This window comes from Pseudoalteromonas distincta (genome assembly GCF_000814675.1).
Classification (GTDB): domain Bacteria; phylum Pseudomonadota; class Gammaproteobacteria; order Enterobacterales; family Alteromonadaceae; genus Pseudoalteromonas; species Pseudoalteromonas distincta.
In genome coordinates this window covers 20,448-35,330 of sequence record NZ_JWIG01000027.1, presented here as the reverse complement: position 1 = coordinate 35,330, position 14,883 = coordinate 20,448, and the positions used below count along the sequence as shown (strand labels likewise).

At 38.5% G+C, this 14,883-nt stretch carries 18 protein-coding genes; 5 read left to right on the top strand and 13 right to left on the bottom strand.

The genetic code is table 11. The features are described 5' to 3' along the window. Genes tsaD through QT16_RS17400 form a run of 3 tightly spaced genes read right to left on the bottom strand, consistent with a single transcriptional unit; the run spans position 1 to position 1,989 of the window. Complete coding sequence (gene tsaD / locus QT16_RS17410; protein WP_002961039.1) at positions 1-1,014, bottom strand: tRNA (adenosine(37)-N6)-threonylcarbamoyltransferase complex transferase subunit TsaD; 1,014 nt, start codon at positions 1,012-1,014, stop codon at positions 1-3. 38 nt (positions 1,015-1,052) lie between these two features. Further along, the gene (locus tag QT16_RS17405; RefSeq protein WP_002961040.1) at positions 1,053-1,643 is read right to left on the bottom strand and encodes a YjaG family protein; all 591 of its coding nucleotides are present in this window, start codon (positions 1,641-1,643) and stop codon (positions 1,053-1,055) included. Next, a complete protein-coding gene (locus tag QT16_RS17400; RefSeq protein ID WP_002961041.1) occupies positions 1,636-1,989 on the bottom strand; it encodes a putative signal transducing protein in 354 nt (117 codons plus the stop codon). The genes QT16_RS17405 and QT16_RS17400 overlap by 8 nt, the downstream gene beginning before the upstream one ends. 75 nt (positions 1,990-2,064) lie before the next feature. Between QT16_RS17400 and QT16_RS17395 the strand changes: the two genes are divergently transcribed. The 3 genes from QT16_RS17395 to QT16_RS17385 all read left to right on the top strand — a co-directional run bounded on the left by QT16_RS17395 (position 2,065) and on the right by QT16_RS17385 (position 4,461). After that, entirely contained in the window at positions 2,065-2,487 is a 423-nt protein-coding gene (locus QT16_RS17395) for a DUF2721 domain-containing protein (protein ID WP_002961042.1), read from the top strand. A gap of 377 nt (positions 2,488-2,864) precedes the next feature. Beyond that, positions 2,865-3,749, top strand: a complete 885-nt coding sequence (locus QT16_RS17390; protein WP_039489669.1) for a LysR family transcriptional regulator — start codon at positions 2,865-2,867, stop codon at positions 3,747-3,749. A 91-nt stretch (positions 3,750-3,840) separates the two neighbouring features. Next, positions 3,841-4,461, top strand: coding sequence for a 2OG-Fe(II) oxygenase (locus QT16_RS17385; RefSeq protein WP_002961046.1), 621 nt, complete (start codon positions 3,841-3,843; stop codon positions 4,459-4,461). 38 nt (positions 4,462-4,499) lie between these two features. Here QT16_RS17385 and ubiA read toward each other — a convergent pair whose 3' ends face one another. Both ubiA and QT16_RS17375 read right to left on the bottom strand, forming a co-directional pair. Beyond that, the gene (ubiA, locus tag QT16_RS17380; RefSeq protein ID WP_039489667.1) at positions 4,500-5,378 is read right to left on the bottom strand and encodes a 4-hydroxybenzoate octaprenyltransferase; all 879 of its coding nucleotides are present in this window, start codon (positions 5,376-5,378) and stop codon (positions 4,500-4,502) included. Next, positions 5,375-5,914 carry a chorismate--pyruvate lyase family protein gene (locus QT16_RS17375; RefSeq protein ID WP_002961048.1) on the bottom strand — a complete coding sequence of 180 codons (540 nt, stop codon included), beginning with the start codon at positions 5,912-5,914 and terminating at the stop codon, positions 5,375-5,377. The genes ubiA and QT16_RS17375 overlap by 4 nt, the downstream gene beginning before the upstream one ends. A gap of 154 nt (positions 5,915-6,068) precedes the next feature. On the opposite strand from QT16_RS17375, the gene QT16_RS17370 reads away from it, so the two are divergent. Further along, complete coding sequence (locus QT16_RS17370; RefSeq protein WP_002961049.1) at positions 6,069-6,467, top strand: flagellar basal body-associated protein FliL; 399 nt, start codon at positions 6,069-6,071, stop codon at positions 6,465-6,467. A 3-nt stretch (positions 6,468-6,470) separates the two neighbouring features. Here QT16_RS17370 and glpG read toward each other — a convergent pair whose 3' ends face one another. The 6 genes from glpG to QT16_RS17340 all read right to left on the bottom strand — a co-directional run bounded on the left by glpG (position 6,471) and on the right by QT16_RS17340 (position 11,722). Further along, positions 6,471-7,289, bottom strand: a complete 819-nt coding sequence (gene glpG / locus QT16_RS17365; RefSeq protein WP_039489665.1) for a rhomboid family intramembrane serine protease GlpG — start codon at positions 7,287-7,289, stop codon at positions 6,471-6,473. Further along, on the bottom strand, positions 7,286-7,603 hold the full coding sequence (gene glpE, locus QT16_RS17360) for a thiosulfate sulfurtransferase GlpE (RefSeq protein WP_010554397.1): 318 nt from the start codon (positions 7,601-7,603) through the stop codon (positions 7,286-7,288). Before glpE ends, glpG begins: the two co-directional genes overlap by 4 nt. A 68-nt stretch (positions 7,604-7,671) precedes the next feature. After that, the gene (gene tdh, locus QT16_RS17355) at positions 7,672-8,697 is read right to left on the bottom strand and encodes an L-threonine 3-dehydrogenase (RefSeq protein ID WP_024595694.1); all 1,026 of its coding nucleotides are present in this window, start codon (positions 8,695-8,697) and stop codon (positions 7,672-7,674) included. A gap of 50 nt (positions 8,698-8,747) precedes the next feature. Continuing rightward, positions 8,748-9,941, bottom strand: a complete 1,194-nt coding sequence (locus QT16_RS17350) for a glycine C-acetyltransferase (RefSeq protein ID WP_002961055.1) — start codon at positions 9,939-9,941, stop codon at positions 8,748-8,750. 159 nt (positions 9,942-10,100) lie between these two features. After that, positions 10,101-10,664: a D-glycero-beta-D-manno-heptose 1,7-bisphosphate 7-phosphatase gene (gene gmhB / locus QT16_RS17345; RefSeq protein WP_039489663.1), complete on the bottom strand. Its 564-nt coding sequence runs from the start codon at positions 10,662-10,664 to the stop codon at positions 10,101-10,103. Then, positions 10,664-11,722, bottom strand: coding sequence for a glycosyltransferase family 9 protein (locus tag QT16_RS17340; RefSeq protein WP_039489662.1), 1,059 nt, complete (start codon positions 11,720-11,722; stop codon positions 10,664-10,666). Before QT16_RS17340 ends, gmhB begins: the two co-directional genes overlap by 1 nt. A 122-nt stretch (positions 11,723-11,844) precedes the next feature. Here QT16_RS17340 and QT16_RS17335 point away from each other — a divergent pair, with 122 nt between their 5' ends. Further along, positions 11,845-12,573 (top strand): 3-deoxy-D-manno-octulosonic acid kinase, encoded by a 729-nt coding sequence (locus QT16_RS17335; RefSeq protein ID WP_039489659.1) that lies wholly within the window; start codon positions 11,845-11,847, stop codon positions 12,571-12,573. Positions 12,574-12,604: 31 nt separating this feature from the next. On the opposite strand, the gene QT16_RS17330 is transcribed toward QT16_RS17335, so the two are convergent. Then, positions 12,605-13,690 carry a glycosyltransferase gene (locus QT16_RS17330; protein ID WP_039489658.1) on the bottom strand — a complete coding sequence of 362 codons (1,086 nt, stop codon included), beginning with the start codon at positions 13,688-13,690 and terminating at the stop codon, positions 12,605-12,607. Next, complete coding sequence (locus tag QT16_RS17325) at positions 13,687-14,760, bottom strand: hypothetical protein (RefSeq protein WP_039489656.1); 1,074 nt, start codon at positions 14,758-14,760, stop codon at positions 13,687-13,689. The genes QT16_RS17330 and QT16_RS17325 overlap by 4 nt, the downstream gene beginning before the upstream one ends. Between the last annotated feature and the right edge of the window lie 123 nt (positions 14,761-14,883).

Below are 14,883 nucleotides of genomic sequence, written 5' to 3'. Positions count from 1 at the left end.
TTAAATCGGCTCAAGGCTATCTATAGGCCAACGAGGTTTTGTTTTCATATCAAGCGTGGCAAATTGCCCTACTTTTAAACGTTGCATTCCGGCATAAGCAATCATTGCACCATTGTCGGTACAAAATTCAGTACGCGGATAAAACACTTCGCCTTTCATACCTTTCATTACGCGTTCGAGCTGCAGTCGAAGCTGTGTATTTGCACTCACACCACCGGCGATAACCAAACGCTTAATACCTGTTTGTTTAAGCGCACGCTTACACTTAATAACGAGGGTATCAATAACCGCAGTTTGAAATGCATGCGCTATATCAGCTTTGGTTTGATCGTCGTCGTCATTTTCACGAATCGTGATTGATGCCGCTGTTTTTAAACCACTAAAACTAAAATCAAGACCTGGCTTGTCGGTCATAGGGCGAGGAAATACAAAGCGCTTTGCTACGCCTTGTTCAGCCATTTTAGCTAAGCGCGGGCCACCGGGGTAATCAAGACCAAGTAACTTAGCCGTTTTATCAAAGGCCTCGCCTGCGGCATCATCAACTGACTCACCTAGTACTTCGTATTGTCCAATACCCGCTACTTTAACCATCATGGTATGACCGCCCGATACAAGCAATGCAATAAACGGAAACTCAGGAGTATTTTCCTCAAGCATCGGAGCAAGTAAATGCCCTTCCATGTGATGTACTGCTACCGCAGGTATATCCCAACCGTATGCTAATGAACGACCAATAGACGTACCTACCAATAAGGCACCAACTAGACCTGGGCCTGCAGTATAAGCAATACCGTCTAAATCTTCAGGGCCACAACCTGCTTGTGCAAAAGCTGCATCTATAAGTGGTAATGTTTTACGAACATGATCGCGCGATGCAAGTTCCGGCACTACACCGCCGTAATCAGCGTGTACTTTTACTTGGCTGTATAATTGATGAGCTAACAAGCCTTTTTCGTCATCATATATTGCAATACCCGTTTCATCACATGACGATTCAATGCCTAAAATTCGCACTGTACTTCTCCTGCCTTTTAAATTCTACTTTGCTACTTTTATAACGTAAGACCAATATTTGTTTGGCCATCTTCAAGGGCAAACTTTTTGAGTGCCTTTACGCTATCAGAGGTAATACGCCCCATATTTTCTACAAAATCAATTAGCTCACCTAATACTTCAATTTCGTACTGCATTAATGGGTGCTCTCTCACTGCTGTGTTATCAGCAATCTCACCTTCAACCGTCATTTGATATTCAATAAAGCGAGCCACTGTTGCTTGAGATATTTTGCTCACACTAATGAACTCTTGCTCATCTTGCGCCACTAAACCGTGCATTAAGCTAAGTAAAGACGTTGCAGCATCAATAGCAGGATAAGTACCAAACATATCAAAATCAGCAAGTTCAGGAACATTTGGCTCTATTTTTTCAACTTGTTTTTCGAGATCTATTTTACTTTTAGGCAGTAATATTTTTTCCCAACAAACATTAAGCGAATTACGTAATAAGGTTTCATCACCAAAACCCGTTGCTTCGCTAAATAAACCGTAATTTGGCAGCATTCGCTCTATTAAAGCACTTGCTAAGACGGCCTTTTGTAAATAGTTAAGCTCTCTAATACGCTGAAAATTATTTGCTTTAGTCATTCTTTAACGTCTCACACGACCAACAAAAATCAAATGTTGATCCATTATGCTCATTACAATTAGGGCATACCCAATCTGGAGCGGATTGTTTTACTTGTTGATAGTTTACCAATATTTGCCGCGCATGGCGCTCTTTTATCGCATAAACCTGCACACTAACTTGCGCCTGATCATATGGAATTTCTCCAAGCGCCCCTTGGAGCATCTCGCCTTTAATTTTACACTCTATTCCAGCAGTTTGTATTAAGCCTTTTACGATATTCGCTTCCAAAGTATTTTCAGCTTTATAAATTGTAACCCATTGAAAAGAGCTATCTGTTGAATTGTTATTATTAATATTTTGCAATATTCACCTCATTTATTTTGTGTTAACAATATCCTGCGCTAGATTATTAGCATGCTGTACTTTTAAGGAATAAACATGACACTAACAACCCCAGGCTTACTTTTTCCGGCCATATCGCTGCTATTACTCGCCTATACAAACCGATTTTTAGTTTTAGCGCAATTAATTAGGGAGCTAAATGCACGTGAAGGTGAATCTATTCGGCCTGTTGTAGTGGCCCAAATCACTAACTTACGTAAACGTATTAAGCTAATTAGAACGATGCAAGTGTACGGGGTAGCCTCTTTTCTACTGTGTACACTATCAATGTTTGCATTATTTATTGAGTTTAATGCCACAGGAATTATTTTATTTGGCATTAGCTTAGCTTGCTTAAGTTTATCGTTATTAACGTCTTTATTTGAAATACATATTTCCTGTGATGCAATCGAGATAGAACTACAAAGCATTGAAAATAAACCACTAAGTAGCCGAATAAATAGAAATTTTGTAAAATAGTTTATTATAAATAAAACACTCTATTATTTGTCACAATCATGTTGTATGAACGCCCCTTTTTGGGGCGTACTTTTTTATTAATTAGAACAATTTAATCCAAATATACTAACTAACTTACTGACTAAAAATAAGTTTACTTAGCTAGCCCATTGCAAAAACATAGATAAAATACAATAAACAACTAGTTATGAATTTAAAAAGTAATACTATTTGGTCGCTTTTCTCTTTAATTAATACTAAAAGGGGGGTATCCTGCTGGAAACACGTATGAACTTGCAACCGTATTTCAATATAGAATTTTACTAAACTTTAGAATAAAAATTAATATATTTGATGTCCGTGGTATCTGCGACTTACTTATAAAAAGGGACTATAAAGTGAGATTTGAACAATTAGAGCAATTTGTAGCACTTGGTATATTACGTCATTTTAGACAAGCTGCTGAACAAACCCAAATTAGTACTTCAGCGCTAACGCGCAGCATTCAAACACTTGAAGATGAAATGGGATATGAGTTAGTAAAACGCTCAACACGCTCTGTTAAATTAACGCCAGAAGGCGAGCTTTTTCTAGAATATGCTAAAACGACCCTATCGGAACTTGAGCTAACGAAAAGGCGGATTTTTCAATCAGTAAACGGTAATGCCAATGAAAAGCTCGTTATTGGGTATACCAATAAGGCAAGCAGCATAGTCCCTATTTCTTGTGGACAGTTTTTAGCTCAATACCCTCATATAAAAATTGAGATGCAGCTACAAGATCAGCAAGAGCTAACACGCAAACTCCAACAAGGTGAAATAGACATTAGCGTATACTCTCAAGCTATTAATAGTATTGGCAGTGACATTCACTTACCTGATCAGCTTGTGTTATTTGTTTCAAAAAACCACCCTCTTGCCCATAAAAACGATATAAGTAAACAAAACCTTGATAGCTACCCGATGTTTGGCTGTTTCTCTGAGTCTAAACAAGTACAAACTATGCTTAATGAAGCAATTGATTCTTTAAATAAATCATCAAGTATTAAAGTGGGCAGTATTGAGCAAGTAATGGCAGGTGTAGTTAAATCAGATCATTTTGCTATTGCAAGCATTGAACATGCTAATGCAATCGCAGAGAATTCTGAATTAGTACAACTAAAAACAAATAAAGGTTTAAACCACGAACAACTCGTTGTACAAACAAGCCAACAGACGTCGATTACTGAACATGTAGAGCATTTACTATCGCTTATAAAAAAAGCGGGTGCTGCATTTAGCTAATCTGATGTTTCAAAAAGTGCGGCACAATAAACGGTAGCTTTTAACAGCTTTTCGGCTACACTGTCGCACCTTTTTTAAACAGCTGATGTGAATGAACACACTTTTTGGTCCTGATGTCTATTTAGATGATATAGAACGCCAAGGATATACCGTAATTCATAACGCGCTTATTGCCGATTTAGTTAACGATTTAGTTGCAGACTGCCACCGTATAAACCCTCACTTTAGCCTTGCTGGTATTGGTCGATTAAATGACTTACAAATAGATAAAACCGTACGTACTGATAAAACCTATTGGTTTGACGGCAGCTCTCAAGCACAGCTTACCTATCAAGCAATAATGCAAAGTATAAAGACCACGTTAAATCGCAGTTTTTTTATGGGGTTATTTGATTACGAATGCCATTATGCAAAATATACACAGGGTGATTTTTACAAAAAGCACTTAGATGCATTTAAAGGTCGCTCTAATCGAGTATTTACAACGGTACTTTATTTAAATACGCCTAAGCAAGGTGGCGAACTTGTTATTTATAAACCTAAAAGTAAAGAGATAGAAATAACAATTAAACCAACTGCTGGCACATTAGTAATGTTTGAAAGCGAACGCTTTGCCCACGAAGTACTTCCCGCCGTTGACGATCGCTATTCTATTGCAGGCTGGTTTAGGAAAAACGCCTCTATTAGCGGTATTATTGATCCGCCCCGATAACTCCTAATAGAGCATTTTAACAGCCTTTATTGAGGCTTTTAAAATGCTATTGGGTATGAAAGTAATAACCCTATAAAGATAGCCAAACCCACGTAATGATTATTTAAAAACGCTTTAAAACAGGCATCTCTTTCACGTTTATGAATAAGCGTTTGTTGGTATGCCAATAGGCCCACAGCAATACTTAAACCAACGCCAAATGCGACACTTAAATGATTGCTTATACCAATAAAAGCAACCAACGCTATAAATACAGCATTAAGTAAAAAGATAATATGGCGGTCGTATTTACCAAATAAAATAGCGGTTGATTTTACCCCTATTTTTAAATCGTCGTCCCTATCAACCATCGCATACATGGTGTCGTAAGCCACTGTCCAGCAAATATTGGCTATAAATAATAACCATGCCTGCTGTGGTAGTGCATTAATTGAAGCCATATACGCCATAGGAATAGCCCAACCAAATGCAGCCCCTAAAACAACTTGAGGTAACTGTGTATAGCGCTTCATAAAGGGGTAACAAAAGGCTAAAGCCAAAGCACCAAAAGAAAGCAAAATAGTATTGACGCTAAGCATTAATACTAAAATGAACGCAATAACTATGAGTAGTAAAAATAGACTAAGTGCTTCACCACTACTCACCTGTCCTGAAGCTAGCGGCCGTTGAGCTGTGCGTTTTACCGAGCCGTCTATTTTTCTATCTGCAAAATCATTAATTACACACCCTGCGCTACGCATAACAACAACGCCCAGCGTAAATACAATAAAGTTGAGTAAGCTCGGCATCCCACTATTAGCAAGCCATAAAGCCCAGTATGTTGGCCAAAGTAATAACAAGGTACCAATGGGCTTATCTATACGCATTAACTGTATATAATAAGGAATATGTTTTGGCTTTAAAGCGGCTAATTTCATGAGTATAAATATGCTCCAGGTAAAAACACTTCACACACTAAAAACTTATATTCTTTGAGTGAGAATACACTTCGACGCCCTAGTAAGTTTTTCTCGGGTAAGTTCAATTTTGTAACTAATTGCTGAATAGGGTGCGTGTCATCAAAATAAGCAATTTCTATATCCGTTCGTTTTAATGCTGGGTCTTGAAAAATCACATCACCTAAAGGACGCTCGCCCATATTGTGCAAAGGATTAATAGAATCATTTTTCGGAAGCCAGCTTTGTGCGTACACCACAGGTTTGTTATCGCACAGTAAGAGAACTTCTCGATTAATAGCTGTTTTAGCTGTGCTGTTTAGTAGTAAGTTTTGCTCTGGGCTTAAAGTAAATAACTGCTCACTTAATACCTTTACATTAAAAGTTTTTGAGTTGCTTTTTAATTTAGCCGTTAATGAATTCTGTTCAAAAAGCCACTCTTGCTCTAGAGGAGATAAGTCACTTATATAAGAAGTGGACTGCCAATTAGCAGATATAGACAGAGGATAAGTAATCACAATAGCTCAACAAAATAAAAAACAACGAGATGATACCATTGCCAAAGCTTTTGAAAAAGTGATGTTTTATAACCATAAATAATTGCTTGGCGCTGTTTATTACCTACTATTAAGTATAAACTATTTGTAACAAGTTTTAAGAAACGCTTTAAATATGAAAAAAATAGTATACGCAGGTCTTTTTACGTTCTTTGTAAGCGTTATAAGCTTTACAGCTCGTGCTGAATCCACTGTTGGTTATTTTGGTTTTGAGCCAGATATAATCACCAACTACATTGGCGCATCAAGTAAAAAAATGGGCTATGTACGTGTAACTATTGATTTAATGCTTACTGATACTTCTGATATTGCAGTGGTTGAACACCACACGCCATTACTTCGTGATGCCCTAGTAGAGATTTTATCTAAAGAACCAGAAGAAAAAATAAAATCACTTACTGGCCGTGAAGAAATACGTGCAAAGTGCGCCGAAAAACTAAAAAGCCTGCTAAAAGAAGAAACAGGACAAGAGATCATCCGTGAAGTCTTGTTCACTAAATATTTATATCATTAGTATTTAACGTTTTGCGTTAAATATTTTGGCGGTATAGGCAAAAGCCATACCGCTAACTAACCCACCTAAGTGCGCCCAATTAGCCATACCTACAAACAATACATCAGCAAACCCAAGCACTAACCAAATCAACATAAAGCCAACAATAGCCGTACTAACTAGGGCAGGCTTGTTAGGATTTAAAAAGCTATGAATCCAGCAAAAACCAAGTAGCCCATACACCACACCACTCAAGCCGCCAAAATTGGGGCCAACCATTAAGTATTGTGCCCAATTACTTATAAGTGCAGTTACTAAAAACAAACCTATTAGGCTGAGTTTCCCGCATTGCTTTTCGATATTGTCACCAAGCGACATCCACCAAATTAAATTAAACACTATATGCATCGCGCTAAAATGTACGAGGGCGGGCGTTAACCAACTTAAAGGCTGCGTAGGTTTAAACTGCATCATGGTGTAAATGGTCTCAAAACCACCTAGTAAAAAAGCAAAATAAATTATAACGCTTACAATACTTACGGTTTGATTTAACCAGCTGAGCGCTTTAAATCGCGTCATTAGATTAAGTGATTGCCCTTGATATTTAAGCGGCGATTGTGTGCTACCTACATCCCATGAAGCTTGTTGATAGCGTTCATGGTTAGGGTTTTGTGTAAATTCCGCCCATAACGGCTGAACTTGATGAAAGTCCTCCTCAGTCACGCTAATAATGACATTACTGCCATCTGCCGAGTGTATCTTTGCATCTAGGCCTTGGCTTTTTAAATAATCTATAAAGCCTTGTGCGGCGCGCGGGTTATTTAAACTGCCAAGCTCTATCATCGCTCTACTTTCTCGCTGTAAGCAGCTTCCCAAGCTGTAAAGCCGCCATCCATACTGTAAACGTCTTCAAAACCTTGCTCAACTAGATAGCTAGCTGCGCCTTGTGAGCTCATACCGTGGTAGCAGACAATAATAATTGGCTGATCGAATTCTTTTTCCATCATAAATTGTGCGATATTACCGTTAGAAAGTGCTTCTGAGCCTGGAATGCGACCGGCTTGATACGAATTAGGATCGCGAATATCTGCAATTACCACGTCTTCTTTATCTAAAAGCTCTAACGTTTGCGCTATAGAAATATGTTTAAATGCCATTGAAATCTCTTTAATTAATAGTATAAAAAAGGCGGCTAAAGCCGCCCTTCTTGTAATTTAGTGAGGAACTAATCCCAGTTTAAAATTACTTTACCTGACTGACCTGAAATCATCATATCAAAGCCAGCTTGGAAGTCATCCACAGAATATTGATGTGTAATGATTGGGTTTAAATCTAGGCCAGATTGAATCAAACTTGCCATTTTGTACCACGTTTCGAACATTTCGCGACCGTAAATACCTTTAATCACTAAACCTTTAAAAATAACTTGGTTCCAGTCAACTGCCATATCAGATGGTGGAATACCTAGCATGGCAATTTTACCGCCGTGGTTCATATTATTAAGCATTGAATTAAACGCGCTTGGCACACCTGACATTTCAAGGCCAATATCAAAACCCTCTGTCATACCTAGCTCTTTCATTACATCTTCAAGCTTTTCATTGGCAACGTTTACAGCGCGTGAAGCCCCCATTTTACGTGCTAAATCTAGGCGGTATTCGTTTACGTCGGTAATTACAACGTGGCGAGCACCAACATGTTTTGCAACAGCTGCTGCCATAATACCAATTGGGCCTGCACCAGTGATAAGTACATCTTCGCCAACTAAGTCAAACGATAGTGCGGTATGAACTGCGTTACCAAATGGGTCAAAAATAGAAGCGAGTTCGTCAGAAATATTATCTGGAATTTTAAATGCGTTAAATGCAGGAATAACTAAATATTCGGCAAACGCACCTTCACGGTTTACACCTACACCCGTTGTATTACGGCATAAATGTACACGCCCTGCACGACAATTTCGACAGTGACCACACGTAATATGCCCTTCGCCAGATACGCGGTCGCCAACCTGAAAGCCACGAACTTCTTGACCCATATCAACGACTTCACCAACATATTCATGGCCAACAACCATAGGCGTTGGAATGGTTTTACTTGCCCATTCGTCCCACTTGTAAATATGTACGTCGGTACCACAAATAGCTGTTTTGCGAATTTTAATCAGTAAGTCGTTATGACCTACTTCTGGCTTTGGTGCATCTGTCATCCAAATGCCCGGTTCTGCTTTTAATTTAGATAATGCTTTCATAATCCACACTCAACTAAAAAACCGAAGCGAGGCTTCGGTTTAAAATAAAATTAAATAACGCCCATTTCTTTACCAATACGGGTAAATGCATCGATAGCTGTATCGAGTTGCTCAATACTATGTGCCGCTGAAATTTGTGTACGAATACGCGCTTGCCCTTTTGGTACTACAGGGAATGAAAAACCGGTTACGTAAATGCCTTCAGCAAGTAATTTATCAGCCATTAACGAGGCTACTTTGGCATCTCCTAGCATTACAGGGATAATTGCATGATCTTTACCTGCACACGTAAAACCAGCAGCTTCCATTTGCTCACGGAAATATTTAGCATTTGACCAAAGTTTAGCACGAAGCTCGCCGCCATTTTCAAGCATTTCAAGTACTTTAATTGATGCAGTAACAATTGAAGGCGCTAATGAGTTTGAGAACAAGTATGGGCGTGAACGCTGACGTAACCATTCAACAATTTCTTTTTTACCTGATGTATAACCACCTGAAGCACCGCCCAGCGCCTTACCTAATGTACCGGTGATAATATCTACACGGTCTAATACATTACAGTACTCAGGTGTACCCTTACCGTTTTCGCCAACAAAGCCAACTGCGTGAGAGTCATCTACCATTACAAGCGCATCATATTTATCGGCTAAGTCGCACACAGCTTCTAAATTACAAATAACGCCGTCCATAGAAAACACGCCATCGGTAGCAATTAGTTTAGTTTTAGCACCGGCTTCATCTGCTGCAATAAGTTGCTTCTCAAGATCAGCCATGTCGTTATTTGCATAACGAAAACGCTTAGCTTTACATAAACGTACACCGTCAATAATTGATGCATGATTTAATGAATCAGAAATAATAGCGTCTTCTGCGCCTAAAATAGTTTCAAACAAACCTGTGTTTGCATCAAAACATGAAGAATATAAAATAGTATCCTCTGTTTCTAAAAACGCACTGATTTTTTGCTCTAGTGTTTTATGGATATCTTGCGTGCCACAAATAAAACGTACTGAAGCCACACCAAAACCATGATTATTTAAACCATTCTGCGCCGCTTCAATTAACTCTGGGCTATTAGCTAAACCTAAATAGTTATTAGCACAAAAGTTGATTACTTTACCTGATGCAACTTCGATTTGAGCTTGCTGCTGGGATTTGATAATACGTTCGTTTTTATACAAACCTTCGGTTTTTACGTCTTCAATTTGCTGTTGTAGCTGGCTAAAAAAAGCAGATGCTCTCATCTAGGTTCTCCATATATTTGAACGGGTAAACAACCGCACTTTCGCGGCTGTTTATTATGCGGGGTATTGTAAAAGTTTAATGGGTAAAATGCACGGTTTGCAGTTCGTCGCAAACGCCCTAAGTTGGAAGGAATTCCTGCCAGTTTACAGGCTGTTTATTTATGTGTTTAAAAGTGCAGGTAAACTACTTATAGAATCGATAATTAAATCAGCTTCTTGCTTAGCGCTTTCGTCAAAGCTTTGACCTGAACGCACTAAAATGCGTGTAGTGATCCCTGCTTTTTTCGCAGCCTGCATATCACTGAGTTTATCGCCCACCATAATACTGCAAGCAGAGTCGATGTTATGCTCTTGTATGCCTTGTAATAACATACCTGGCGCAGGCTTTCTGCAACTGCACTCTTTCAAATATTCAGGGTGCGCTTTTTTTGGGTGATGCGGGCAAAAATACACATCTGTAACTTCAATGCTGTGGGCACTAAACTGGTCTTTCATCCAGTCGGTCAGTGCTAAAAAATCAGCTTCGGTGTAATAACCTCGACCAATTCCAGATTGATTAGTGACGATTATGATTTTATAGCCTGCATCATAAAATGCTTTACAAGTGCTAAAAACACCGTCAATAAATTCAAATTTATCGCTTTGATACACATAACCATGATCAACATTTACCACGCCATCTCGATCTAAAAAAAGCGCTTTATTTTTTTGTTGTGTATTCATTACAAAGACTCTTTTTGTACAACATGGTCAAACATCGCTTTTACATCATCAACTGTAATTTGGCTCATTAAATCATCGCCTTTTACGCGTGTCCCCCACGAGACTTGCTCAGCCGTTTTACCTGTTTGCTTAAACAAGTTTTGATGATAAACCTCTACCACGTAGTCTTGATATAAATAAGGACCTGTGCGTGCTGGATTTGAATGTGCATATAAACCAATAACCGGCGTACCAACTGTTACTGCCATATGCGCAGGACCCGTATCGGGCGCGAGCACTAAGCTGCCACGCTTTAACACGCACAACAACTCTTTGAGTTTTGTTTTACCGACTAAATTTAAAATAGGCGTGTTGCTGTGCTCAATAATGCTATTTGCTAGGTTAATCTCAAGCTCTGTTGGGCCACCCGTCAATACCACCTTAAAGCCTTGCTCGCTTGCATAATCAGCCAATGTGGCATAACGATCAGCGAGCCAATTACGCTGCGCTTTACTAGCTGCGGGCGATATTACTAATAGTTTATTAGTTAGGTATTCTGATGTTAATAACTCATCTGCAACCGCTTGGTCTTGCTCGGTATATGGCATGTCCCAACTCGGTTTATAATCAGCTACACCAATGGCTTTTGCAAAACCTTTAAAGCCTTCAAGCACATGCGCCTGGGCTTGTGGGTCTATTCGTTTATTAATAAATAAGCTGTGCAATTCTTTTGAACGTGCCCAATCGAACCCTATTTTTACTTTTGCAGGAATACAGCGCGCTACAAACCCAGCCCTTAATGCAACTTGCATATTAAGAAGCACATCAAACTTTTGGTTGTTGAAGCGTTGCTTTAAGCTTTTAAGCGCTGCTTTGCCTTGCTTTTTATCAAATACCACCAGCTCAACACCCGGTAAGTCAGCAAGTAACATGGCTTCTATTTTGCCAATTACCCAGGTGATTTTTGCATTCGGGTGTGCTTTTTGAATGGCTTGTACAGCACTCACACCATGACATACGTCACCAATGGCAGAGAGTCTTAATATACAAATAGATGAATAATTAGGAGCTTGAGTCACACATTCCCTTAGGTATTAAATACAAAAGCCGATCTTAAATTATAATCACGCTATTGCAAGCACTTATCCTGCGCTTTAAAACGCGCTAATATAGACACATTATTTAGCAATTACACAGAGCTATGTTTAAACAACACGTGCAAGGCAACCACACTGTATTAAGGCACCCTAAATACACAAGCCAAATTACCCTCGATTGGTTTGATGCAAATTATTGGCAACAACAAAATAAAATTGTGGGTGCTAAAAAAGGCAGAGCAACAGCATGGTTTTTTAAACAAGACAAATTAACAGCCGTACTTAGGCATTATTGGCGCGGTGGTTTAGTGGGTAAATTGCTAAGCGATCAATATTTATACCCAGGGCTTGAAAAAACCCGTGTGTATAAAGAGTTTAGCTTAATGAGTAAACTTATAGAGCTTGGTTTAAACGTACCCACCCCTATTGCAGCTAAAGTAACCCGCAGCGGGTTAATTTATCGTGGTGATATTATTACCGAGGCTGTTAAAGGCGCTAAAAGTGTACTCGATATATTAATTGAACGCCCATTGACTGAAGATGAGTTGGAGCGCATTGCTAAAACAATCGCGCTATTTCATTCAAAAGGCGTTTACCACGCTGATTTAAACATTAATAACATTTTATTTAATGATATTGGTGATGTGTATATTATCGACTTTGACAGAGGTGAAATAAGAATGCCTAACCCACAGTGGCAACAAAGTAATATAACACGCCTTGAGCGCTCATTTTTAAAAGAACAAGGTCGAAATGATGCATTTAATTGGCAAGCGAATGACTGGCAAACTCTGCACAGCAACTACTTCAAAGCGCTCGCCAATATCAGTTAACCTAATATCAGTTAACCTAATATCAGTTAACTTAGTTAGCCAAGGCTAAATACTGCAGAGCAACTTGCTCTGCCTGTACTTGTTTTAGAATTTCTGCGTTTTCTACATTTGGCTTATCTGCTAGCACCAACTTAACAGCATTGGCTAATGCCTCACTTTGTTGAACGGGTACTAAATATTTACTTAGCTCGCCTGTTAATATCTCGCTTGGTCCAAATGTACAATTAGTGCTGACTACCGGAGTCCCCACTGCTAAAGCCTCAATTAATACCGTTGGCAGCCCTTCAAAATCAGAACTCAACACTAAAGCTTTGGCATGCTTAATCCAGTTGTATGGGTTTTGTTGAAATCCTGGCACTACTAACTGTTTTTCTATGCCGTATTGCTGTGCAAGCTTTAGCGCCTTAGCCGGTTTATTACATAAAAGGACTAACTTGTATTTTTTATCAAGCTTTGCAAATGCTGCAAATAATATATCGTGGCGTTTTTGTTTGGCGAGTCTTCCTACATGAATTAAGTAAGGCTCATTTGGGATATTGTTATTTTTCTCATTTGCTTGTTGGTTTATTTTTTCAAAATCGAACGGGTTATAAATAGTCGCGATTGCACTTGGGTTAATTAAATCCCCTTGTGTTATTTCTTTTTCAACACCCTTTGATACGCAAATAAGTGATTTACCATTTAAATTTTGTTTACTTTTTTTAAGGTATAAATATGAAAATGGACCTAACTTTTTTTGACGAGCAAGTTCTGCATTGACGGAGTTATGAATAACAAAATGAACATTTTTGATATTACTACGTGCAAGTAAATTATTACTTCTATCAAGGTTAGAAAGCACTAGAGCAATATTGCCAATCTCGCTTTGTTTTTTTTCAAACCACGCTTCTAATCGCAAAATACTATTTTTTCGCTGCCAGAATCTATCTACTTTAGATGCTCTATCAGGAAAAAGGCTATCAACTTTAACTATATCAGGAATGTCATACTCAGCGTTGCTCGCAAGAGATAATATAGTGACATTGTGCTGTAGTTTCGCCATTTTTTCAGCCAAGGTAAGCATTACTTTTTCAGCACCACCACCTACTAGTGAATCAATTACAATCACTATATTCATAAGCGATCTCCTACAAGCATATTTTTTATACCGGTAGTGATCACATCGAAGCTATGTGTGCTATCGAGTTGCTTATATTTACCAATAAATTCACTATAAAAAGGCTCGCTAATAACCTGAGCTATTTTCGTAGTGATTTCATCAATATCAAGATTCGCTTTTATTACAGCACCTGCATTAACGCAATGATCCAAACGTGTATTTTGATCTTTTGAGATAGCACATGCCACAACAGGGGTTTGAACTGCAATTGCTTGCAATAAAGTATCTCCACCACTAAGTAATGCGACTTTAGCTTGGCTCATTAATGCCAAAAATTCGGTTCCTTGCAGGCTTGATAAACAAGTAACCTCATCACTTTTAGGAATTGCTTTATTATAATTTGCACCAAACACTACAACTGCTTTTAAACCAGTATGCTTAGTAATTTTAAGCGCGGCTTTAAAGTAAACCTCAGCACAATTAAGATTATTTAATATATGCCCGCCAGAACCCGCATTAACAATAAAATAGCCATCAGATACTAAGTTATAGCGATTTAAAACATCACGTTTTTGCTCACAAGAAGCAAATGGAACAAAAGGGCCTACATTACGAGGGTGTGCCAAGGGAAACATGTCTAACTTCGCACTTTCAGCCCATGTAAGTGGCTCAATACAATAATCAGGCTGTACTACCCAATGTGTATCAATTAAATTAATCCTGTTTAGCTTCAAGCCTTTAGCGCGTTTTTTTGCATGCTGAGAAATAAATACAACTTTAGCGCCTACTTTTTTAGCCGCTTTCATATGCCCTGCACGTCCTGCACAATCAAAAACAACGACGTCAGGTTTAAATTGCTCTATAAAGTCGCAAACAGAATCAAGCTCTTTAGTCGCTGAGTGTTCAAGCAATGTGGCTTCAAAAGGACACTTTTTTGCGTAGCTTGTATGCTTGTTTAATATGAAGTGAATATCCAGAGAATCAGTAAGTTCTGCCTTTAAACTTTGAGCCAACAACAACGAGCGCATATATTCACCAATGCCTTCTGGTGATGATACGGGAATAAATAAAAGTCGTTTGTTGCTCATTACATTCTCAATTTCCTATTTGAACTCCAGTATATCAATCAGATACTTATTACGATAGCTGGGTTACATTTTAATATATTAAATTAGCCCTATAAATTTGATTATTTACTGCAATAACAAGCT